Source organism: Pyxidicoccus sp. MSG2, from assembly GCF_026626705.1.
In the GTDB taxonomy this organism is placed as follows: Bacteria; Myxococcota; Myxococcia; order Myxococcales; family Myxococcaceae; genus Myxococcus.
Genome location: NZ_JAPNKC010000001.1, coordinates 4,184,646 through 4,205,765, shown reverse-complemented (window position 1 = coordinate 4,205,765; position 21,120 = coordinate 4,184,646). Strand labels below are relative to the sequence as shown.

Sequence of the window (21,120 nt, the reverse complement as noted above, 5' to 3'; positions counted from 1 at the left end):
CGCAGCCAGCACACGGCGCCCGCGCGTCCACCGCGCCACCGCTCCATCCCCCACGAGGTCGGAAAGGTTTGGAAGCCCCGCGTCCATGCGGGGAGGTGGCGTGTTCCGCACAACAATGTGCGCCGGGTGCGTTTAGGGAGGGTGGGATGGTTTTCGCGCGAGGGCGAAGGTGGCGGTAATGTTTTCAACCGGGTGGCTGTAGTTTCTGCAACCCGGGAGCGGGGGCCCATGAGACTCAGCGAGATGAGTTGCTGGCGACACTGTCCGAAATCCGAACCAGATCAACGCCTTGCTGTGGACCCTCCGCGCAGAGCGATTTGAATCACCCCTGGCACGTGTCTCGCACTGGTCCCCGCCGCCACGCTCCACCCGGCAGTCTCCACCCCCGCCTGTGTTCGCTCAATCCGCCATCGCCAACTGCTCCTGCGTGCCATCGCACGCCGACCTCAGTGAGTGCCCCACCTGGGTGCGCGCGCATCGAGACACGCCCGTGGACGGGGGGACGATGCTGTTCGCCGGGGGCACGCCGGCCGGCGTCGTGGCGGCCCACACGCCGGTGCCCGCGCCCTTCCAGCTCGTGGGCAAGCAGCTCGGCCACTTCCGGCTGCTGAAGGAGCTGGGCCGGGGCGGCATGGGCACGGTGCTGCTCGCGGAGCACGCCCTCATCCAGAAGCGCGTGGCCATCAAGGTGCTCCACGCGCACCTCGCACAGGACCCGGACCTCGTCGCGCGCTTCCTGTCCGAGGCGCGCACGCTGACGCTCGTCCAGCACGAGAATGTCGTCACGCTCTACGATTTGGACACGCGCGACGGGCGCCCCTACCTCGTCATGGAGTACCTGGAGGGGCAGAGCCTCGCGTCCTTCGCGAAGGGGGCGCTGGCCCCCGCCATCGCGGTGGAGCTGCTCACCCAGGTGTGTGACGCGCTGGGCGCCGCGCACGTGCACGGCATCGTCCATCGCGACCTCAAGCCCGCCAACGTCTTCCTCGTGCCGCTGCCCAACGGCCGCCAGCGGGTGAAGCTGCTGGACTTCGGCATCGCCAAGCTGCTGTCGCGGCCGGCGGGCCAGCTCACCACCGAAGCGGGCATGTTGCTGGGCACCCCGGAGTTCATGGCGCCGGAGCAGTGCGGCGACGCGCCGGTGGACGCGCGCACGGACATCTACGCGGCAGGCGTGCTGGGCTACTTCCTCGTCACCGGGCAGGTGCCCTTCGCGGGCCGCACGGCGGCGGAGGTGCTCATCGGCCACCTGCAGAAGACGCCGGTGCCGCCGCACCAGGTGAACCCGGCGGTGCCTCCGGCGCTTTCGCGCGTGCTGCTGCGCGCGCTGGCCAAGCGCCCCGCGGACCGCTACGCCAACGCCGCCGAGCTGCGCGCCGCCCTCGTCGCGTCGCTCACCTCCGCGCCGGAGTCCGCCGCGCCCGCCACCTTCCGCGCCCGGGTGCGGCTGGCCGGCGCGCCCCACTCGCAGGAGCTGCGCTGCGAGTGGATGGGCCGCGCGGGCCTCTTCCTCCACCTGGAGGGCGCGCCTCCACCGCTCCTGTCCGACGTGGGGCTGCTCCTGCGGCTGCCCGGCGGGGAGCTGGCCTGTACAGGCCAGGTGGTGCGCCACGTCACCGCGGAGCAGGCTCGCGCCTGGCGCATGGTGCCCGGCTTCGGCGTGCAGTTGCGTGACACGTCCCCCGAGTTCCAGGAGGCCCTGGTGCGCATGAAGTCCGGCGCGCGGCTGGAGCCGCCCACGCCGGTGCCCGTCTCCGGGAAGGAGGACGCGATGGCGGAGCGCGCCCTCCAGGGCTTCCGCTCGCGGCTGTCCGGGGACCACTACACGGCGCTGGAGCTGCCGCGCGACGCCTCCTCCGAGGCGGTGCGCGCCTCCGTCCAGAAGGCGCGCGCGGCGCTGGAGCCGCTGAAGACGCGCACCCTCTCCATGGCCCAGCGCGCCCAGCTGGAGCGGGCCGAGGAGCGCATGCAGGCGGCCTTCCACGTGCTGGGCCACGTGGAGCGGCGCGCGGAGTACGACGCGGCGCTGGGCAACGTGGAGGGCGTGGAGCGCTGCCTCGCCGCCGGCCTCACCGTCACCCTGCTGGAGGGCTGCCGCCGCCGCTTCCTCACGTCCAACCCCGGCCGTGACGGCCGCGCCGCCGTGCACCGGCTGTCCGGCGACGCGCTCGCGTCCGTGGGGCGGCTCCAGGAGGCGTTCGCCGCCTACGAGTCCGCCGTGCGCCTGGACCCGCTCGACCTGGAAGGGCTCAAGCGCTGGCGCTCGCTGCGTGCGCGGCTGCGCAACACGCCGGTTCCCCGGTAGCAGGCACGCGCCGCCGAGCCCGCCTCCACGGAGGGCGGCCGGGCACGGGCGAAACACGTCGTGCCTTGCGTCCCGGCGGCGGCACCGCGTTAATCGTCGGCCATCCCCATGCCCTCCGACTCCGACGACACGCTGCCCCCTCGGGGGCGGTTCACCCGAATGCGCAAGCTGGCGGGCCTCTCCATGCAGGTGGGCTCGGAGGTGCTCAAGAGCAGTGCGAAGCGGCTGGCCGGAGGCACGCCGGAGCTGCTGAGCAGGGGCGCCGCGGAGAAGCTGGTGTCCACGCTGGGGGAGCTGAAGGGCGCGGCGATGAAGCTGGGCCAGGCCATCTCCATGGACCCGGACCTGCTCACCCCCGAGGTGCGCCAGGTGCTCGCCCGCCTCCAGAACCAGGCCCCCGCCATGTCGTACGAGCAGGTGGCCCGCGTGGTGCGCGAGGAGCTGGGCGCGCCGCCGGAAGAGGCCTTCCGCGACTTCAGCCGCGAGCCGCTGGCCGCCGCGTCGCTGGGCCAGGTGCACCGCGCCGTGCTGCCCGACGGCCGCCCCGTGGCGGTGAAGGTGCAGTACCCCGGCATCGCCGAGTCCATGGCGCAGGACCTCCAGAACGTGGGCATGGTGGTGAAGACGGTGTCCATGGCGTCGAAGCTCATGGACGGCTCCGCCTACTTCCAGGAGTTCCGCGACGAGCTGCTGCTGGAGCTGGACTACCGCCGCGAGGCCGAGCTGGCGAAGGGCTTCGCGCGCGCCGTGGCGCCGCTGAAGGACGTGTATGTGCCGGAGGTCTTCTCCAGCCACAGCGCCGGCCGCGTGCTGACGCTGGAGCTGCTGGAGGGGCTCACCCTCAAGGACTGGGTGCCCACCGGCCCGTCCAACGAGGAGCGCTTCCGCGTGTCGGGCCAGCTCATCCGCGCCACCTACGGCCCCTTCTTCGGCACCGGCGAAATCCACGCGGACCCGCACCCGGGCAACTTCATGGTGATGCCGGACGGGCGGCTGGGCCTGCTCGACTTCGGCAGCATCAAGCGCTTCAGCCCGCGCTTCGTGGACGCCAACCAGCGCATGTTCCGTCACGCCACGCGGATGGAGTCCATGGACGTGCTGGGCCTGTCCCGCGACGTGGGCTTCACCACGGAGCTGCCGGACGCGGAGGCCGAGGCGCTCATCCGGGAAATCCTCCACATCGCCGGGCGCCCCATGCGCACCACGCCGTACGACTACGCGACGTGTGAAATCAGCAGGGATTTGCGCAACCACTTCGCGCGCAATGCGCCGCGCTTCCTCAAAATCAAGCCGCCCGCGGAGGCGGTGATGTTCTTCCGCTCCACCGGAGGACTGGTGCAGAACCTGCGGCTGCTGGGCGCGCGGGGGGATTTCCGCGGCGTCTTCCTGGAGGTGGCGGCGCTGCTGGGCTGAAGGGCCCGAGCGGGCGCGCGCTACCGCGCGGCCGGGGTGGCCTCGGCGGCGGCGCGGGCCTTCTGGTGGAGCGCCGACAGCCGCTGGGCCAGCTCCTCGCCCTGCACGCTCTTGGTGATGTAGCCGTCCGCGCCGGACTCGCGCGCCAGCGCGCGCAGCTTGGACTCGTCCGAGGCGGAGTAGAGGATGAACTTCGTCCCCGCTGGAGCCTGGGAGCGCGCCAGCGCCAGCACCTTGTCACCGGTGAGCGCGGGGATGTTCACGTCCAGCAGCACCAGGTCCGGTGCCGAGGTACGCACGAGGTTGGACACGCCCAGCGAGGAGCGGTGGGTGCGGACCTCGAAGCCGTATGCGGACAGCGTGCGCTCGGCCAGCGCGAGCTGATCCTGGTCGTCGTCTACGATGAGGACGCGAATCTTCGTCTCCGGCATGGCTCCTCCCCCTTGAGCGTGCGGATGGGCTGCGTGCTCGAAGTATCCCGCACCCGTGGTCTCCTGTCGCCACCCCCCGGGGACTGCCCCGGGTCGGGAGACACCGCCCTGGGAATAAATCACGCAAAACATGAGCGTCCAGGAAGTCTTCGGCCCGCCCATGTGCGGGGGCTCGCCCGGCTGCCCGGCACACGTGGCGCGTTGGAACCGGGCCTCGCTGTCCTGTCCAGACAACCTTGGACGTCTCCTGAACATCCTTTCCTGAACAGCGGGCGCGGGCCCGCCGGGCGGGGGACTCGTGCGCCCTCACCCTGGAGGGATACATCTCGGGTGCTCGTGCGGTGCCACGGAGCACGTCGAGGGCGGGGATTCCTAGAGGATGACATCCATGAATGGGGCGCGAATCCGGGTGGCCATCCTGGATGACCAGCAGGTCTTCCGGGAGTGTCTGGGGGCGGTGCTGGAAGGCGTCGGCATGGAGGTCGTGGCGAGCTGCTCCCAGACGGCCCCCTTCCTGGCGCGGGTGCGGGAGTCGGTGCCCGACGTGGCGATGCTGGACTTGCGGCTGGACGTCGCGGGGCGCGACGAGAAGGCCGGCGGACTGACGGCGCTGCAGTGCCTGCACGACTTCTACCCCGGCGTGAAGACGCTGGTGATGTCGGGGGACCGGGACTCGGCGGTGGTGGAGCAGTGCCTGAGCGTGGGCGCGGCGGGCTACCTCTGGAAGCAGGGCGTGGGCCTCAGCGAGGTGGTGGAGGCCATCCAGCGGGTGGCGCGCGGCGAACGGCTGATGCCGCTGGGGCTCGCGTGGACCTCTCCCTTCCAGGGCTTCCAGCCGCAGCAGGAGCCGGTGTCCACCGGAGGAGAGCTGGGCAAGCTGACGCTGCGCGAGCGCGAGGTGCTGGGCTACATCGCCGCGGGCGCGGACAACCTGAAGATTGCCGCGTGCCTGGGCATCACCGAGCGCACGGTGAAGGCGCACATCACCAGCATCTACAAGAAGCTGGGGCCGGAGAACCGCACGCAGCTGGCCGTCCTCGCGTGTCAGCTCGGCGTGCAGCGCCCGGCCAGCGTCTAGCGGCGCCCACCGCGTGACGGGAGGCCTCGCTTCCGGGGCCGGGTGTCGCGGGAGCCCCATCACCCTGGCGTACGAGTCCTCCAGGGCATTCGACTCCGGGCCAGTATCCGCGCGCTCGCGAGGAGCGCATCGTGGACCCAGCCTCGGAGCCCGCCGTGAGTCTCCCCCCGGCGGCGGGAACCGTGGGCTCGTTGGATGTCCCCAGGTGGGCCGGGGCAGACCCGATGGGCTGCCCCGGTCCCGCGTTCCTTCGCTACACGCCCAGGGCCCGTGACTCGGGCTGCGTCTCCCAGCGGGGCGCGCCCAGGTGCTGGAGGAACCACAGCCCGGCCAGCTCCACCATCTGCGTCTGGGTGCCGGGCTCCTCGAAGCGGTGCGTGGCGCCGGGGATGACTTCCAGTCGCTTCTCCGACTTCAGCGCGGCGAAGGCCCGGCGGTGCGGCTCCAGCGCGGACGTGTCGTCCCCGCCGACGATGAGCAGCGTGGGCGCGCGCACGCGCGACAGCACCGTGCCGGACATCGCCAGCCGCCCGCCGCGGCACACCACGGCGTCCACGGACTCGGGGCGCAGCGCCGCGGCGGCGAGCGCCGCGCCCGCGCCGGTGTAGCTGCCGAGGTAGCCCACCCGCAGGCCGCTGGTGCGGGGCGCGCGCCGCAGCCAGCGCGCCACGCTCGCGATGCGCCCGGCGAAGAGGCCCACGTTGAAGCGTAGGTCCCGCTCGCGCCAGGCCTCCTCCTCCGCCGCCGTCAGCAGGTCCACCGCCAGCGTGGCCAGCCCTTCCGCCTGGAGGAGGCGGGCCACCGTCAAGTCACGGGCGCCGCGCCGGCTGCTGCCATGGCCTCGCGCCAGCACCACGACGCCCGAGGCGGCCGGCGGAACCTGGAGGATGCCGCGCAGCTCCACGCCCTCGTCCACCGGCACCCGTACCTCGCCGTTGTTCGCGGGCGGCGTCCACGTCCCCGGGCTCCCCACCGAAGTCACGAGTCCTCGAACCGCCTTCCCAGCACCCTCATCCGACCTGCGTGAACCCTGCTTCTTCATGCGGAGTCCTTCCTTTTGTCGGACTGCGTCAGCCTCGAAGTTGCCCACTCCACGAGTGAGTGGGACTGCAGGGCCCGTGCCATCCCGTCGGGGGGCGGGAGGGCAGGCGGGCGGCCTCAGGGAAGGGCGAGGCGGGCCGGCTCCCAGGGGCGTCTGCCCAGGGTGCGGTGAAGCCAGAGCGAGTGCTGGCGTTCCTCCTCATGGTGACAGCGTAGCAGGGCGGCGACTTCCGGGGGCCACTCCTCCCGGAGTACGAGTGCGTAGCTGTGGTCCACCAGATGCTCGCAGCCCGTCACGGCCGTGAGGGCCGCCTCGATTCGGATGGGGGCTTTCGTTTTTACGGGGGAAGGAGGGCCCACCAGCGGCCCGTGGCGTACCTCCAGGGACGGCACCAGCGGCGGCTCGCCCTGGCGCACGAGGAAGGCGTTGAGGGCCGCGAGGTGCTGGAGGTGCTCGTCGCGGAAGGCCTCCAGGTGGGGGCGCAGCGAGGGCAGCTCGACGCGCTGGAGGGCGGCGGCATGGGAGGCCGCCGCGTCCGCGTCCAGGAAGATGAGCTCACGCAACAGGTCCAGCTGGTTCTTGGAGAGCATCCGCACCTCGGTCTTCCGACCAGCGTGGGCTCCGTTGCAGGAGCGGGTAATCACCCCTTCGTACGACGCGGGCCTGACATGCCGCCGTCAGGGCTTCGTGGCGACGACCAGCTCGAAGGGGCCGGGGAGCACCTCGGCCCCGGTGAAGCCCGTCTCACGCAGCACGCGCAGGTAGTGCTCCACCTCGCGCAGCCGGCTGACGCAGGAGTCCACGCCGATGAGGAAGTAGGACCAGAAGAACTGCGCGGCCAGCCGCTCCGGGGTGCGGAACTCCTCGCAGATGAGGACGCGGCCTCCGGAGGGCAGCGCTTCCCACGCGGCCTCCAGCAGCGCGCGGGCGGTGTCCGCGGGCCAGTCGTGCAGCACGCGGACGAAGGACAGCGCGTCGTAGCCGCGGGGCAGCGGCTCCTTCAGGAAGTCGCCGCCGACGAAGCCCAGGCGCTCCGGTGGCAGGCCGTGGTGCTCGCGCGTGCGCGCCACGAGTGGGGCGGTGGCGGGGAGGTTGTAGACGTCCACGGCGAGGCCGGGGTGCTCGCGGACGAGGTGCGCCGCCAGCGTGCCGTCGCCGCCGCCCACGTCGAGCAGGCGCGCGCCGTGCTTCCACAGGCGCGGGCCGTGGGTGCGGAACGTCTCGAGGATGGGGGGCAGGCCCGCGGCCATGCTGGCCTCGAAGCCCTCCACCTGCTCGGGCGTGCGCGGGGGCCAGTCGAAGGCGGCGGCGGGCATGGCGTGCTCGCCGCGCAGCACCTGGGGGAGCTTCCCGCGCAGCTCGCTCCAGGCGTACTTCTCGCGGTCTCTCTCCAGCGAGCGCGGGCCCAGCACGGCGTCCGCGGCCGCGCGCAGGCCCGGCACCGCGCGGTACGTGGCGGACTCCAGCGCGTCCGAGGGCTGCTCGCGCTTCACGAGCCCGAGGCTCTCCAGGCAGTCGAGCAGCTTGTAGAGGCGCCCCGGGATGAGGTGGTGGCGGGAGGCCAGCTCGCCGAGGGTGACGGGGCCCGGCTCCAGCGCGTCCAGCAGGCCGAGCTGGAGGGAGGTCTCCACCACGTCCACGGCGCGCACGCCGTTGAAGAGCAGGTGCAGCAGCGCGCGCGGGGAGGGCGGGGCGGGAGACGGGGGCGGACTGTCCGCGGTCATGGCTTCTCCATCACGCGAGGTGCCGTTCACATGCGAAGCGCCGTTCACATGCGAGATGTCGTTCGCATGCGAGATGCCGTTCGCATGCGAGGTGCCGTTCGCATGCGAGGTGCCGTTCGCATGCGAGGCGCCGCTTACATGCGAGGTGTCGTTCGCATGCACGGCGCGGTTTTCATGCGAGGCGCCGTCCTCCTGCACGGCGCTTCCCGCATGCGCGGCGTCTTCACCGCTCCGCGGGAGGGAACGAGGCCCCGGCGTGCGCCGGGCACCCCGCGGCACGGGCCGCCGCCGCGTAGGCCCCGGGCCCCGCGTGCATGCAGCCGTCGCGGAGCGCGCCCGGGGCGATGCCGCCCTCGCGCTTCCACGAGGACGTCAGCTCCACTCGCACGTCCCACAGCTGGCGGAACAGCGGCAGCGTCATCCGCCCCGCGAGCACCTGCGAGGGCAGCCCGTCCAGCGCCTTCACCGAGCGGTCCACGCCAATGGTGCGGCGCACCAGCTGGAAGTGCGCGTACAGCCAGTTCTGGAACGCCTCGTCCACATCCATCAGCTGTTCGCACAGCCGCTTGAGGTCGTCCGGCCCACCGGCCGTGTAGACGGCCTTCAGCGCCACCCCGCGCAGCGCCAGCAGTCGCTCCAGCGCCGCCTCCAGCCCACCCGCCGCATGCCGGAGCATGTTGTAGCCAGGAGACTCCTGGCCGCTGCCGTTGCCCAGGCTGCGCCGGATGACCTGGTACGTGTCCGGCGTCATCGTCTCCAGCACGGCCATCTCGGAAACCATCGAGCGCAGCACGCGCTGGATGCGCTCCAGCCGCGCCGAGGCCGCCCACAGCTTCCCCGCGTCCAGCTCCGCCACCACCTCCACCGCCTCGCGCGAGGCCAGCTTCAGCCACAGCTCCTGTGCCTGGTGCACCACCTGGAACAGCAGCTCGTCGTGCGTGACGCGCTCTCCCTCCCCCGCCTGCAGGGACAGCAACACCGGAGTCTTGAGGTACACCTCGTAGTCCAGCTCGCCCCGCCCCACCCATTTCTTCAGCAGGGGGTTGAAGAGAGGCTCCGAGAGTTCAAGGCGCAACTTTTCAGCAGGACTGTAATCAGAGGCCGTGTTCATGGGCCCTCCGGAGGGGGACTTCGGAAGGTGCTGCTTATACCTCCGAGCCGGTAGGGGACTCGGAATGTCTACGGCTGAACTGAAGTCTCAGGTGACCGGGGCCGGGTTGGGGGTGGGGGGCCGGGGCTTGAGGCGGAAGGCGCGGAGGCGCTGGGCAAGCTCCTCGCCCTGGACGCTCTTGGAGATGTAGCCGTCGGCACCCGAGGCGAGCGCGAGCGAGCGGAGCTTGGACTCGTCCGAGGCCGAGTAGAGGATGAACTTCGTCTTCGCGGACGCGTACTGGCGGGCCAGGTTGACGACCTTGTCGCCCTTGAGCGCGGGGAAGTTCACGTCGATGAGGACGAAGTCCGGCTCCACGGAGCGCACGAGGTTGGAGACGCCCAGCGCCGAGGTGTGCGTCAGCACCTCGAACCCGTAGGAGCTCAGCGAGCGCTGTACGAGGTCGAGCAGGTCCGGGTCATCGTCCACCACCAGGACGCGTGCTTTTTCTTCAGCCATTGTTTCTCCCTAGATGCTTGCGAATCATCTCGAGCAACTGGTCACGATCGAGGGGTTTCGTGAGGTACGCGGTGCAGCCGGCCGCGTGTGCCTTGTCCTGGTACTCGCGTCCCGCGTGCGCCGTGACGGCGATGACGGGGACGTTGGCCGCGGACGGTAGCGCGCGCAGGCGGCGCGTGACTTCCCAGCCGTCCAGTCGCGGCAGGGAGAGGTCCATCAGGATGAGGTCCGGGCTGTCGCGGGTGGCCCGCTCCAGGCCGTGCTCGCCGTCCTCGGCCTCGATGACCTCGAACAAGCCGCCGAGGTAGCGCCGGACGATGTCCCGGTTCTGCGCGCTGTCCTCCACGTAGAGGATGCGCGGCAGCTTGCCGGCGGTGGCGGCGCGCTGGGACAGCAGGAGGCCCTTGGCCTGGGCGATGACGTCCTCCAGCGCGTGGCCGCCCTTCTTCACGAAGCCGGCGAAGCCGTCGCGCAGCAGCGCTTCCTCCTCGGAGGACAGCGTCTTGCCGGTGAGGACGACGACGGGCACCTGGAGCTTCTCCGCGCGCAGCCGGCGCAGCACCTCGAAGCCGTCCAGGTTGGGCATCATCAAGTCGAGCACGACGAGGGCTGGCGGCGAGACGCGCGCCTTGAGCAGGGCGTCCTCGCCGCTGCGGGCCTCGGCGGTGGAGAAGCCGGCGCGGCGCAGGTTGCGGCTGACCAGCTCGCGGGTGGCGGAGTCGTCGTCCACCACCAGCACCTCGCCCGCGTGGGCGGAGGAGCCCGCCGTCTGGCCAAGGCTGCGCTGCACCACCTCCACCAGCCGCTCGGGCTCCACCGGCTTGACGAGGTACTCGCACGCGCCCAGCGAGAAGCCGCGCGCCCGCTGCTCCTCCACGGAGATGAGGATGACGGGGATGCCGGACAGCGAGGGCTCGCCCTTGAGCTGGCTGAGCACGGACCAGCCGTCCAGCTTGGGCAGGTGGATGTCCAGGAGGATGGCCTGCGGCTTGAGCTCGCGGGCACGCTTGAGGGCGGCGATGCCGTCCTCGGCGCCCACCACCTTGAAGCCCGCAGGCTCCAACTGCCCCGCCACCAGTTGCTGCATCAGCGGGTCGTCGTCCACCACCAGCACGGTGCTGCCCGGCTGGGCCATGGCGCCCAGGTGCTGGGCCACCTCGTACACGGGCACCGCGCGCTCGGACGGGTGGGTCGCCGAGGCGATGCCGGCCGGCGCCTCCAACTGGTTGGGCAGGCGCACGGTGAAGGTGGAGCCGCGGCCCAGGGTGGACGTCACGGACACGGTGCCGCCCAGCACGCGCGACAGCTCCCGCACAATCGCCAGGCCCAGGCCGGTGCCGCCCACCTTGCGCGTGGTGGAGCCGTCCACCTGGCGGAACTTCTCGAAGATGAAGGGGAGCTGGTCGGCGGGGATGCCGACGCCGGTGTCCTCCACCGTCATCACCACCTCGTCGCCGGCGGGCACCAGGTTGAGGGCCACCTCACCCGAGTCGGTGAACTTGGCGGCGTTGCTCAGGAGGTTGAGCATGATCTGCCGCAGCTTCAGCGCGTCCGAGCGGAGCAGGCGCGCCTCGGGGTCGATGTTCGTGGAGAGGGTGACGTCCTTGCCCTTGAGGTACTCCTTCACCGTGGCCATGCACTCGTCGGCCAGCTCCTGCACGTCCACCTGCTCGGTCACGACTTCCACGCGGCCGGCTTCAATCTTGGACAGGTCCAGGATGTCGTTGATGAGCGCCAGCAGCGTCTTGGCGTTCGTCTTGACGACGTTGAGGTCCCTGCGGCCGTGGGCGGTGAGGCGGCTGCCCTCCTCGCGCATCAGGAGGTCGCAGTAGCCGATGATGCCGTTGAGGGGCGTGCGGATTTCGTGGCTGAAGTTGGCCAGGAACTCGCTCTTGAGGCGGGCGGCGGCCTCGGCCTCGCGGGCGCGCTCCTCCTCGTTGCGCTTGGCGATGGCCAGCTCCTGGGCCAGCCGGTCCAGGTCCTCGTTCTGCTGGCGGATGATTTCCATCTGCAGCGCGCGCTGCTGGTAGGACGCCAGCGAGCGCGCGGACACGGCGCGCGTGCGCTTGATTTCCTCCAGGCTGGCGGCGAGCTGCTTGTTGGCGGCCAGCAGCTCCGCCTGCGACGCGCGCAGCATCTCCTCGCGCTGCTTGCGCTCGGAGATGTCCTCGGTGACGCCGAGCACGAAGCGGGCCTCGCCGTGCTCGTCCATCAGCGGAATCTTGCGCGTGCCGAAGATGCGGTCCACGCCGTCGGCCCGGGCCACCTCCTCGAAGGACTTCATCTGCTTGGTGGTGAGGATTTCGGTGTCGATGGCGACGAAGGAGTCCGCCTGCTCCTTCGGGAAGTAGTCGTGGTCCAGCTTCCCGAGCAGCCACTGCTTGGTGACGCGGAAGATGTCCGCGAAGGTTTTATTGGCCACCACCAACCGGCGCGTCTCCGCGTCCTTCACGAAGAGGACGAAGGGGAGCGAGTCGATGATGTTTTCCATCAGGTAGTTGGTGCGCTGCAGGTCCTCCGCCGTCTTGCTGTGACGGAGGCGGTCCGCCGTCATCCGCAGCTCGCGGCGCACCACCGGGGCCAGCCGGCTGAAGCGGTCCTCGGTGACGTAGTCGAGCGCGCCGGCGCGCACGCTCGCCTCCAGCGTGTCCTCGCTCCAGTCGCGCGAGAGCACCACGAAGGGCAGCTCCTTGCCGTACTTGCGCCAGAGCGCCTGCACCTCGGCGAAGCCCAGGCCCGGCAGCTCGGAGCCACAGAGGGCGAGCGACCAGGTCTTCGACAGCGCAGCCTCCACCCCGGCCGCGGTGGTCGCTCGCTCGGTCTTCACGGACACGCCCGCACTGGCGAGCGCCGCCTCCACCTGCTGGCACTCGCGCTCGCTCGCCACCAGCAGGACGGAGGCGTTGTCCGAAGTGTCGGAGTTCTGCATGGCTCTAGTTCGCCCCAAACACCAGCGTGGTCAGCGTGGTGTTGATGTGGAAGCCCGAGTAGATCTCGAAGTGCACGTTCATCCCAGCGGCGGTGGGTGCGGCTCGGAGAGTCTCGGCGAGCTGAGACACGCTGTTGGTGGCGCTCGCGTACCACATGCGCCCACCACAGTGGAACAGGAGAGCGGCCTGGGGGTTCTGTACCCGGCGGGGCAGCTCCTCGGTGAAGAAGGCGCGCGTCATGCCGGCCATGTCGCCCATCTTCATCAGCTCCAGCTCGGTGCCCTCCTCCAGGAGGTTGGCGAAGAGGATGGAGCCGTCGTCCAGGGGCTTCCAGGCGCTGCGGATGAAGTACTCGCGGCCCACGCGCAGGGCGGTGGGGCGCACCGCGAAGCCCTGCGGGGTGCCGAACTCGAGCTGGCGGATGTCCTCCACGCCGAGCAGCTCCGCGTAGCGCTTCGCGGCCGGCTGGCCGTCGATTTCGAGCGCGCGGGTGTGGCTCTCGTCCACCTTGGTAATCGTGAGCTTCTCGCCGGTGGGCACGTACCAGTGCGAGCGCAGCGCGGCCCAGGGAGCATTCGTCTTGAAGAGGGCCACCAGCACCGCGTCGCCGGCCACCTCGCCATCCACGTGGATGAGGGCGGACTGCTTCGCCGGGTCGCGGTTGTCGTCGCTGGCGCCGCCGCCGACGAGCACCAGCGTCTGGCTCTTCTCCAGGATGCCCAGCAGCAGCTCTTCCTTCTTGTAGCGGAAGCCATCGTCGATGACGAGGCCGACGTACCTGCGCGGGTCCAGGTCCTGCTGGCGCACGCCCAGGTCGTCACAGGCGCGTTTGATGGCGGCCGCGCCCGCGCCGATGGCGTCCACGGACAGGCCGCTGCCCAGGCCCAGGCCCACCTCGAAGTCACCGGACAGCGCGGACAACACCACGCTGCCCTCGTGGATGCCGGTGTTGTCCAGCTCGCCCGCGGTGGTGGCGCCGACGAGGCGCGTGCCCTTCGGCAGCCGCTCTCTCACCGCGCGGTTGAGGGCCTGCTGGTCGCGCTCGCGCGAGGCGAACATCGTCACCAGCCGGGGGTGCGTGCCCCCCAGCTGGCTGAGGAGGTCCTCCGCGGCGGCACCCGGCTCTTTCAACGTGGTGCGGGCCGTGTGCATCTTGACTTGAGCCATGGGGGACCTCCGGGTTGTTACGGGTGGCGGCTAGAGGCCGCTGCCCGGGTGCTGAGTATGACAGGCCCCGGTGCACTGCTGGAACGACTCCTGCCCGCCACCTACATACATGCTCTCGATGGGTCCGAACTGCGCCACGTGGGTTTCCGGGTAGGACTTGTGGCAGGACAGGCAGGCGGCCTTGCTGGTGCGCTGGATGCTCGCCTTCGTCAGGTGGCACGAGGAGCACTTCTCCAGGGGGGCGTCGAAGCGGTTGGAGCGCGAGTGGATGAAGTGGGTCCGCACGAAGATGGGGCCCTCCAGCTCGAACTCCAGGGGGGCGTGGCAGCCGGAGCAGGCGGCGCGGTTGTCATTGGCGTGCAGCACCTGGCTCAGCTCGCCACCCTGGCTGTGGCAGGTGTTGCACGGGCCGGTGGGGAGGGTGGCCTGGGTGCGCTGCTTCGTGCCCACCTGGATTTCCATCGTCGTGGAGCCGGGCAGGTCCTCCCCCAGGTACACGCGGCGGCCCTTGGCCGTCACCAGGTAGGTGCCGGGGGCGGCGTTCGAGGGGATGGTGAACGTCCAGGTGTCCGTGTTGATTTGATTCCAGAGGTTCGGGTCGATGAAGGCGCCGCCGAACAGGACGTTGGCGAAGGGGAACGTCGTGAACTGGGAGTAGACGCCGTCGCGCTGCGGGAGGCCCACCACCTGCGCGTCGATGTCCGGGTCGAGGAACGCGCCGAGCCCGACGATGGAGCGGATGGGCTGGATGTTCTGCGCGGGACCGATGACCTGCGCCATCAACATGCGCTCGCGGTGCTTGCGGCGGTAGTACGTCGTCGTCGCGTCGAAGAAGGCCCGGTAGTACTGGAGGCCGGACTCGGTGCCGTCCGGTGCCACCTCGTTGTAGGGCGGCAGCACGCCCTTGGGGTGCAGGCGCTTGCCCGCCCCGTCCCGCAGGGTGAGCTGGAAGGTGATGTCACTGCCCGGCGCATAGGTTCCGTTCGGCCGCGGCGGGGTGAGGGCCGCGAGCTCCACCTTGAAACCGTAGGAGTACTCGGGGTTCTTCACCTGCTCGACGGGGAGTTCGTAGGGCGCGAACGGGCGCAGGCTCCAGCGCAGGCGCAGGGCGCGGGTGTTCGGCTGGAAGGTGAGCGTGTGCGCCCTGGCGTGGTCATACGCGTTGCGCAGCTCGACGAGCGCCTCCTCTTCGAACGACGTGGAGCCCGAGCAGTCCGTCCTGGTGGCGCAGCCCGTGGCCGTCTGGATGGCGCGGAAGCGGCGGACGAAGAAGTCGTCGCTCTCCGTGCGGCGCGTGTACTCGCTGCCCGCATTCACGAGCACCGGCGCGCCGGTGAGGCGGCCGTGCTGGTCCACCGGCTCCACCGTGAAGAAGCTGGGCACGTCCATCCAGGCGGCGCCCCGGTAGAAACGGCGGCGGGTGAAGGGCGCGCCCAGGCCCGTGGACTCCTGGTCCGCCACGCGCACGCCCGTCCAACCCAGGCCCGCGAAGTCGCTGTCGGTGCGCAGGGACTTGAGGCCCTCGTCCGTGGTGGCCTGCACCACGGCGCGGATGTCGATCTGGTTGATGTAGAAGGTGCCGCCCGCGCGCACGCGCACCAGCTTGCCCTCGCCGTTGTTCACTTCCAGGGCGAGCGCCACCGGCTTGATGGCGCCGGACCGCTCCGCGTCCGACTCCGTCACCGCCTGCCCCTGCGCCTCCAACCCGACGTCGCTTCCGAGATCGCCTGAAACGTCCGGACCGCCGCAGGCGAGCATCAGGCTCGCGAGGGATGCGAGGAGGGTTGCGCGGCAGGTCGCCAGGACGGAGGGCATGCGCGAAGCACACGGCTCGCGGCTCGCCCGGGGGGCTCCAAGACCACCCATGGTGAATCTCCTCGTACGTTGATTGAAGGCGCCTTCATGGCGCCCCCGGCCAGCGGACCCTGTGGCCCGTCGCCCGAAGGGCGGTGAGGGCGGGGTCTCTCCCGTTTCCGGGTTTCCCCGGTTCGAGCCTTTTTAGCCGTACGAAGAATATCTGCAATGAACAGAGCGATTCAACTTAGGGGCGAAAGATCCACTGTAATCCAAACCATTAGTGTTGCCGGGTGGATAGGCGTGCGACCGAGCGTGAAGTCGGGCTCCAAAGTCACGCTCGGGCTTCAGTGGGCAGGCAGGCCTCGGTGCACGGCGTCCGAGGCAGCTCAACCGTGAATTCCGCGCCCTCCCCGGTGCGGCTCTGCACGTGGATGGAGCCACCGTGGGCCTCCACCAGTTGGCGGACGATGTAGAGGCCCAGGCCGGTGCCGGCGTGGTGGCCTCCGTCGTGGACGCGTTGGAAGCGGCGGAAGAGGCGCTGCTGGGCCTCGGTGGAGATGCCGATGCCGGCGTCCTTCACTGTGAAGCGGGCATGGTCGCTGTCGGCGTGGACGCGCACCTCCACGGGTTGGCCCCGGCCGAACTTGAGGGCGTTGCTGACGAGGTTGGTGACGACGCGGTCCAGTCGCTGCCTGTCCCAGAGGCCGGTGGCGTCTTCGTCCACGCGCAGGGTGAGGGAGCAGCCGGCGGCGGTGGCCTGGTCGCCGTGGCGCTCCACCACCTCGCGCACCAGCTTCGCCAGGTCGAGCTCCTCGGTGTCCAGCACCATCTGGCCGGCGGACAGGCGCGACAGGTCCAGGAGGTTGTGCACCAGCCGGCCCAGGCGCCGCGTCTCCATCTCCGCCCCGGCCAGCCCGTCGCGCATGCGCGGGTCATGCGAGTTGGCGCCCTCCAGCATGCGCAGCCGCCGCAGCCGGAGCTGGAGCGAGCTGAGCGGGTTGCCCAAATCGTGCGCGGCCACGCCGATGAGCTCGAGCGCGTCCTTCGCCTCGGCCAGCAGGCGCGCGTTGTCCAGCGCGAGCGCGGCGCGCGCGGCCAGCTCCTCCATGAAGGCGCGGTCCACCTCGCCGAAGCGGCGGAGCGGGCCGGTGGACATGAGGCACAGCGCGCCCAGCACGCGCGTGCCCACGGCCAGCGGCACGGTGAGGGCGGACGTCACGCCCAGCGTGCGCAGCAGCTCGCCGTACGCGGTGCCGGCCAGCGCCTGCGACGTGCGCGCCGCGTCCAACTCGGGCAGCAGCTCGCCGCGGCCGGTGCGCACCACGCGCGAGGGACCCACCTCGCCGTCATCCGGGCAGCGCAGGAGCGGCTCCCAGATGCGGCCGGCGGCCTCCATGTCCGCGCACGCCACGGCCTGCGGCCGCACGGTGCCGTCCTCACCGGGGACGAAGAGGATGCAGGCGTCCGCCACTTCGGGCACGCACAGGCGCGTGAGGGCCTCGCCCACCTCGCGTGCGCCGGACAGCGGCTGGAGGACGCGGCCGGCCTCGGCGAAGAGGGACTGGGCGCGCTCCATGCGGCGGCGCTCGGTGATGTCGCGCGTCACCTGCGCGAAGCCGCGCAGCCGGCCACGGCCGTCGTGCAGCCCGGTGAGCAGCGTCTCCGCCCAGAAGCGCGTGCCGTCGCGGCGCACGCGCCAGCCCTCGGCCAGCAGGCGCCCCTCGCGCGCGGCGCGCTCCTGGTGCGCGCGGGGCACACCCGCGGCGACCTCGTCCTCCGGGTAGAGCCGGTCCGCCTCGCGGCCGATGACGTCCGCCTCCGACCAGCCGCTCAGCCGCGCCGCGCCGGCGCTCCACGCGGTGACGCGGCCGGCCCTGTCGAGGAAGCACAGCGCGTAGTCCGTCACGCCGTCCATGAGGAGCTGCAGGCGCTGCTCGCTGTGCTCGTGCCGCGCATGGAGCGGCGCCAGGGAGCGGTGGAGCACGAAGCCCAGCGCGCCCACTCCGGCCAGTCCCACCAGCCCCGCCACCAGCGCCTGGGGCAGCGCGCCGGGCGTGGCCTCCTGGGTGATGAGGTGTCCGTAGACTGCTGACAGCAGCGTCCCGAGGAGCAGCACCCCGGCCAGCAGGCATGCGGACAGACCTGCCCCTACTCGCTGAGCAAACGTCCAACGGCGCATCATTTGGCACTCCCCCCCAGCCGCTCCGGGAAACCCCGTACGGCAGGCAAGGTCAGCATCACCGATGTGAAGCACTGAAAACATCACCCCATTGGACGGGGCGGATCCGACCCGTGAGCTTTGTGATCAGCCCGGGGCGGCACCCCTGGATGCTCGCGAGGCGCCGTCGACGGAATGGCCTTCGTGATGCCAGGGGGTTATGAGGCGAACCCCCCATTTCAGGGGGCCCTGCGTCCAAGCCCATGTCCCTCGTCGAAGGTTCCAAGGTCCGCTACCTCCCGCAGCCCGAATGGGGTGTGGGACACCTGATGTCTTTTCAGGAGGAGGGCGCCAAGGCGCTCGTCTCCTTCCCGGCCCGGGAGGATGCGCCGGTGCTGGTGTCCACCAAGGGCGGCGCGCTGGTCCAGTACGCGCTGCCGCCGGGCGAGCCGGTGCTGACGTACAAGGGACGGCTGGCCCTGGTCATCCGCGAGGAGCCGGGCGCGCGCGGCCTGCGCCGCTACGTGCTGCGCTACGCGGATGACGGCGAGGAGGACGAGCTCCCCGAGTCCGAGGTGCGCGCGCTGCCGCCGCGCTCGGATCTCCTGTCCACGCTGCGCGAGGGGCGGGTGGGCGACTCGAAGGCCTTCATGCTGCGCAAGCAGGCGCTGGTGCTGGACGACGAGCGCCGCTGCGACGCGCTGGGCGCGCTGCTGGCCAGCCGCATCATGGTGAAGCCGCACCAGGTGGGCGTGGTGCAGCGCGTGCTGTCCGCGCGCCGGCCCCGCTTCGTGCTGGCGGACGAGGTGGGCCTGGGCAAGACGATTGAGGCGGGCATGGTGTTCAGCGCGCTGCGGCTGTCGGGCCTGGCGCGCCGCTGCCTCGTGGTGGCGCCCAGCCACCTCACCGTGCAGTGGCTGGTGGAGCTGTTCCACAAGTTCAACCAGCTCTTCACGCTGATGGACTCGGACCGCTACGAGCAGTCCCTCAAGGAGGCGCCCGGCGTCTCCCCCTGGGCGCGCTTCCCGCTGGTGGTGACGAGCCTGGAGTTGCTGTCGCGCAGCGCCGAGCACCGCCGCGAGCTGGCCGGCGAGGACGCCTTCTGGGACCTGGTCATCGTCGACGAGGCGCACCACCTCAAGGGCGAGAAGGCCTTCGAGTCGGCGAAGGTGCTCGCCGGCAACTCGTGGGGCCTGCTGCTGCTCACCGCCACGCCCATGCAGTTGGATCCGGCGGAGTACCACGGGCTGCTCACGCTCATCGACGCGGGGACCGCGCCCACGGTGGCGGGCTTCGAGGAGCGGCTCAAGCGCCAGGAGGAGCTGTCCTCCGCGGTGCGCGCGCTGATGGAGGGCGGCAAGCCCTCCACCGCCGTGCAGGCGCTGGCGAAGCGCTTCCCCGAGGACGCGAAGCTCGCGGCGCTGAAGGACCGGGACGCGCTGCTCCAGCACCTCGCGGAGACGTACAGCCTGAGCGACAGGCTGGTGCGCAACCGCCGCGCGGTGGTGGGCGGCTTCTCCACGCGCCGGCTGCACCGGCACCCGGTGGAGCTGCCCGCCGAGGAGCTCAAGGTGCGTGACGCCGCGCTGGCGACGCTGGCCGAGGGCTCGCTGCGCGGCGCGCCGCTGGGCAACGTGCTGCGCCGGCTGGAGTCCAGCCCCGCCGCCTTCGCGGGCGCGGTGAAGGCCAATCCCGTCTTCAAGGGCAGGGCGGACGCGCTGCGGCTGCCCACGCGCGACGCGAAATTCACCGCGTTCCTCGGCGTGCTGCGCGGCATCTGGAAGACGGAGCCGGCGGCGAAGGTGCTCGTCTTCACGGAGAGCCGCGACACGCTGGACGCGCTCCAGTCCGAGCTGGGCCGCGAGGGCGTGGAGGCGCTGGGCTACCACGGTGAGCTACCGCTGGTGGAGCGCGACAGGCAGGTGGCGCGCTTCAGGGATCCGGAGGGCCCCAAGGTGCTGCTGTGCACGGAGGTGGGCGGCGAGGGCCGCAACTTCCAGTTCGCGCACCACCTGGTGCACTACGATTTGCCCTGGAGCCCGGCCACGGTGGAGCAGCGCATCGGCCGCCTGGACCGCATCGGCCAGACGCACCCGGTGGAGATCCACGTCTTCGACCCGGCGGGCACGCTGGCGTCGGACGTGCTGATGCTGCTGGCGGATGCCGTGGGCGTCTTCGGCGAGACGGTGGGCGGCCTGGACGCGGTGCTGGAAGAGGTGGAGGACCGGCTCGCGGAATTGGCGCTGCTGCCGCGCGAGGCGCGCGTGGCGTACGCCCAGGAGTTGAAGGCGAAGGTGGAGGCCGCGCGCGCGCAGGTGAAGCGCGCGTATGACCCGTTGCTGGACGTGCGCAGCTTCGACAAGCCGGCGGTGGAGCGGCTGGTGAAGCGCGCCCAGGAGCGCATGGGCATCGAGGCCGACGAGGACGAGGGTGAGGACGGCGAGGCCCCGAGCGTCGAGGACGGCCTGTGGGGCGTGGCGAGAGACCTCGACGAGCGCCTGGAGGAGAGCGTCACCGAGCTGGCGCGCCGCGTGGGCATCGGCGTGGACGTGGACGAGCAGGTGGAGGCGTTCCAGGTGGCCTTCCAGTTCGGCCACGCGCTGAAGGTGGACGGGCTGCCGGGCATCGACGTGATGGAGGACCGGACGCTGCTGGGCACCTTCTGGCGCGACACGGCGGTGGAGGCGGAGGAATTGGAATACTTCGCCACCGGCCACTCGCTGGTGGAGGCCCTCTTCGGCTTCCTGCGCGACGGCCCCTACGGGCGCAGCGGGTTCCGCTTCATCGAGAAGCGCGGGCCGATGAAGGCGCGCGGGCTGGAGGTGCTGTACCACGTGCAGCTCCCGGAGCCGGAGGACACCTCCCCGGGCGCGCGCGTGCCCAGCCGCCAACTGGCGCGCTTCCTGGAGCGCACGCTGCTGCACGTGGCGGTGGTGGAGGGCGCCAGCGGCCCGAAGGCGGACACCACCGTGTTGCCCGCACTGGAGACCGACGGCCGCGCGCTCAAGGGCGACGAGGTGAATCGCGCCTTCCCGGGCTTCGGCCCCTTCGTGGACGCGGCCGTGCCGGTGGCGCAGAAGGCCGCGGAGGCGGACCTGGCGAAGCTGGCCACCCGCGCGCGCAAGGCCATTGAAGCCGAGCGCGACGCGGCGGCCGAGCGCCTGCGCCTCTCCCTGGCCCACCAGGGCCTGAAGGCCGACGCGGTGGAGGCGCAACTGGACGCCGAGCGCACCCACTACGAGCGGCTGCTCAAGGCGCTGGCGGGCGCGCGAGTCATTCTCGACTCCGCTTGCGGCTTCGTCATCAATCGCTGACGCTCGGGGCAGGCGCTGCACCGGCTGGCTCGGGCCGGACGGTGCAACGTCCGCCCCTCAACGGCCGGGGTCCCCCTCCCCGGCCGTGCACAGTCCGGCTGCACCTGCAACAGTCGTGCTGTGCGTCAATGTGCGAGCCCCGTCCATTTGAC

Annotated in this window: 14 protein-coding genes; 4 read left to right on the top strand and 10 right to left on the bottom strand. The window is 71.2% G+C overall.

Annotated elements, in window-relative coordinates; all coding sequences use genetic code 11:
* Nucleotides 1-466 precede the first annotated feature (466 nt).
* Nucleotides 467-2,305 carry a serine/threonine-protein kinase gene (locus OV427_RS15925; RefSeq protein ID WP_267856967.1) on the top strand — a complete coding sequence of 613 codons (1,839 nt, stop codon included), beginning with the start codon at nucleotides 467-469 and terminating at the stop codon, nucleotides 2,303-2,305.
* A gap of 108 nt (nucleotides 2,306-2,413) precedes the next feature.
* Entirely contained in the window at nucleotides 2,414-3,718 is a 1,305-nt protein-coding gene (locus OV427_RS15920) for an ABC1 kinase family protein (RefSeq protein ID WP_267856966.1), read from the top strand.
* Nucleotides 3,719-3,738: 20 nt separating this feature from the next.
* On the opposite strand, the gene OV427_RS15915 is transcribed toward OV427_RS15920, so the two are convergent.
* On the bottom strand, nucleotides 3,739-4,149 hold the full coding sequence (locus OV427_RS15915) for a response regulator (protein ID WP_267856965.1): 411 nt from the start codon (nucleotides 4,147-4,149) through the stop codon (nucleotides 3,739-3,741).
* Nucleotides 4,150-4,537: 388 nt separating this feature from the next.
* On the opposite strand from OV427_RS15915, the gene OV427_RS15910 reads away from it, so the two are divergent.
* Nucleotides 4,538-5,227, top strand: a complete 690-nt coding sequence (locus OV427_RS15910) for a response regulator transcription factor (protein ID WP_267856964.1) — start codon at nucleotides 4,538-4,540, stop codon at nucleotides 5,225-5,227.
* A 253-nt stretch (nucleotides 5,228-5,480) separates the two neighbouring features.
* Here OV427_RS15910 and OV427_RS15905 read toward each other — a convergent pair whose 3' ends face one another.
* From OV427_RS15905 to OV427_RS15865, 9 genes are all read right to left on the bottom strand, one after another.
* Nucleotides 5,481-6,209: a dienelactone hydrolase family protein gene (locus OV427_RS15905; RefSeq protein WP_324289961.1), complete on the bottom strand. Its 729-nt coding sequence runs from the start codon at nucleotides 6,207-6,209 to the stop codon at nucleotides 5,481-5,483.
* 176 nt (nucleotides 6,210-6,385) lie between these two features.
* The gene (locus tag OV427_RS15900; protein ID WP_267856962.1) at nucleotides 6,386-6,859 is read right to left on the bottom strand and encodes a hypothetical protein; all 474 of its coding nucleotides are present in this window, start codon (nucleotides 6,857-6,859) and stop codon (nucleotides 6,386-6,388) included.
* Nucleotides 6,860-6,946: 87 nt separating this feature from the next.
* The gene (locus OV427_RS15895; protein WP_267856961.1) at nucleotides 6,947-7,993 is read right to left on the bottom strand and encodes a methyltransferase; all 1,047 of its coding nucleotides are present in this window, start codon (nucleotides 7,991-7,993) and stop codon (nucleotides 6,947-6,949) included.
* A 223-nt stretch (nucleotides 7,994-8,216) separates the two neighbouring features.
* Nucleotides 8,217-9,068 carry a tryptophan 2,3-dioxygenase family protein gene (locus OV427_RS15890; RefSeq protein WP_267856960.1) on the bottom strand — a complete coding sequence of 284 codons (852 nt, stop codon included), beginning with the start codon at nucleotides 9,066-9,068 and terminating at the stop codon, nucleotides 8,217-8,219.
* A 123-nt stretch (nucleotides 9,069-9,191) separates the two neighbouring features.
* On the bottom strand, nucleotides 9,192-9,602 hold the full coding sequence (locus OV427_RS15885) for a response regulator (RefSeq protein WP_267856959.1): 411 nt from the start codon (nucleotides 9,600-9,602) through the stop codon (nucleotides 9,192-9,194).
* Nucleotides 9,595-12,531: a response regulator gene (locus tag OV427_RS15880; RefSeq protein WP_267856958.1), complete on the bottom strand. Its 2,937-nt coding sequence runs from the start codon at nucleotides 12,529-12,531 to the stop codon at nucleotides 9,595-9,597. Before OV427_RS15880 ends, OV427_RS15885 begins: the two co-directional genes overlap by 8 nt.
* 4 nt (nucleotides 12,532-12,535) lie before the next feature.
* Nucleotides 12,536-13,699 (bottom strand): FIST signal transduction protein, encoded by a 1,164-nt coding sequence (locus tag OV427_RS15875; protein WP_267856957.1) that lies wholly within the window; start codon nucleotides 13,697-13,699, stop codon nucleotides 12,536-12,538.
* Nucleotides 13,700-13,729: 30 nt separating this feature from the next.
* Entirely contained in the window at nucleotides 13,730-15,565 is a 1,836-nt protein-coding gene (locus OV427_RS15870) for a cytochrome C (RefSeq protein ID WP_267856956.1), read from the bottom strand.
* A gap of 262 nt (nucleotides 15,566-15,827) precedes the next feature.
* Complete coding sequence (locus tag OV427_RS15865; RefSeq protein WP_267856955.1) at nucleotides 15,828-17,678, bottom strand: sensor histidine kinase; 1,851 nt, start codon at nucleotides 17,676-17,678, stop codon at nucleotides 15,828-15,830.
* Nucleotides 17,679-17,917: 239 nt separating this feature from the next.
* Here OV427_RS15865 and OV427_RS15860 point away from each other — a divergent pair, with 239 nt between their 5' ends.
* Nucleotides 17,918-20,968 carry a helicase-related protein gene (locus tag OV427_RS15860; protein WP_267856954.1) on the top strand — a complete coding sequence of 1,017 codons (3,051 nt, stop codon included), beginning with the start codon at nucleotides 17,918-17,920 and terminating at the stop codon, nucleotides 20,966-20,968.
* Nucleotides 20,969-21,120: the final 152 nt, after the last annotated feature.

Coding starts and splice junctions, on each gene's coding strand:
- OV427_RS15870 (WP_267856956.1), bottom strand. CDS start 15,565: ATGGGTGGTCTTGGAGCCCCCCGGGCGAGCCGCGAGCCGTGTGCTTCG.
- OV427_RS15880 (WP_267856958.1), bottom strand. CDS start 12,531: ATGCAGAACTCCGACACTTCGGACAACGCCTCCGTCCTGCTGGTGGCG.
- OV427_RS15860 (WP_267856954.1), top strand. CDS start 17,918: ATGTCCCTCGTCGAAGGTTCCAAGGTCCGCTACCTCCCGCAGCCCGAA.
- OV427_RS15865 (WP_267856955.1), bottom strand. CDS start 17,678: ATGATGCGCCGTTGGACGTTTGCTCAGCGAGTAGGGGCAGGTCTGTCC.
- OV427_RS15895 (WP_267856961.1), bottom strand. CDS start 7,993: ATGACCGCGGACAGTCCGCCCCCGTCTCCCGCCCCGCCCTCCCCGCGC.
- OV427_RS15915 (WP_267856965.1), bottom strand. CDS start 4,149: ATGCCGGAGACGAAGATTCGCGTCCTCATCGTAGACGACGACCAGGAT.
- OV427_RS15900 (WP_267856962.1), bottom strand. CDS start 6,859: ATGCTCTCCAAGAACCAGCTGGACCTGTTGCGTGAGCTCATCTTCCTG.
- OV427_RS15875 (WP_267856957.1), bottom strand. CDS start 13,699: ATGGCTCAAGTCAAGATGCACACGGCCCGCACCACGTTGAAAGAGCCG.
- OV427_RS15885 (WP_267856959.1), bottom strand. CDS start 9,602: ATGGCTGAAGAAAAAGCACGCGTCCTGGTGGTGGACGATGACCCGGAC.
- OV427_RS15910 (WP_267856964.1), top strand. CDS start 4,538: ATGAATGGGGCGCGAATCCGGGTGGCCATCCTGGATGACCAGCAGGTC.
- OV427_RS15920 (WP_267856966.1), top strand. CDS start 2,414: ATGCCCTCCGACTCCGACGACACGCTGCCCCCTCGGGGGCGGTTCACC.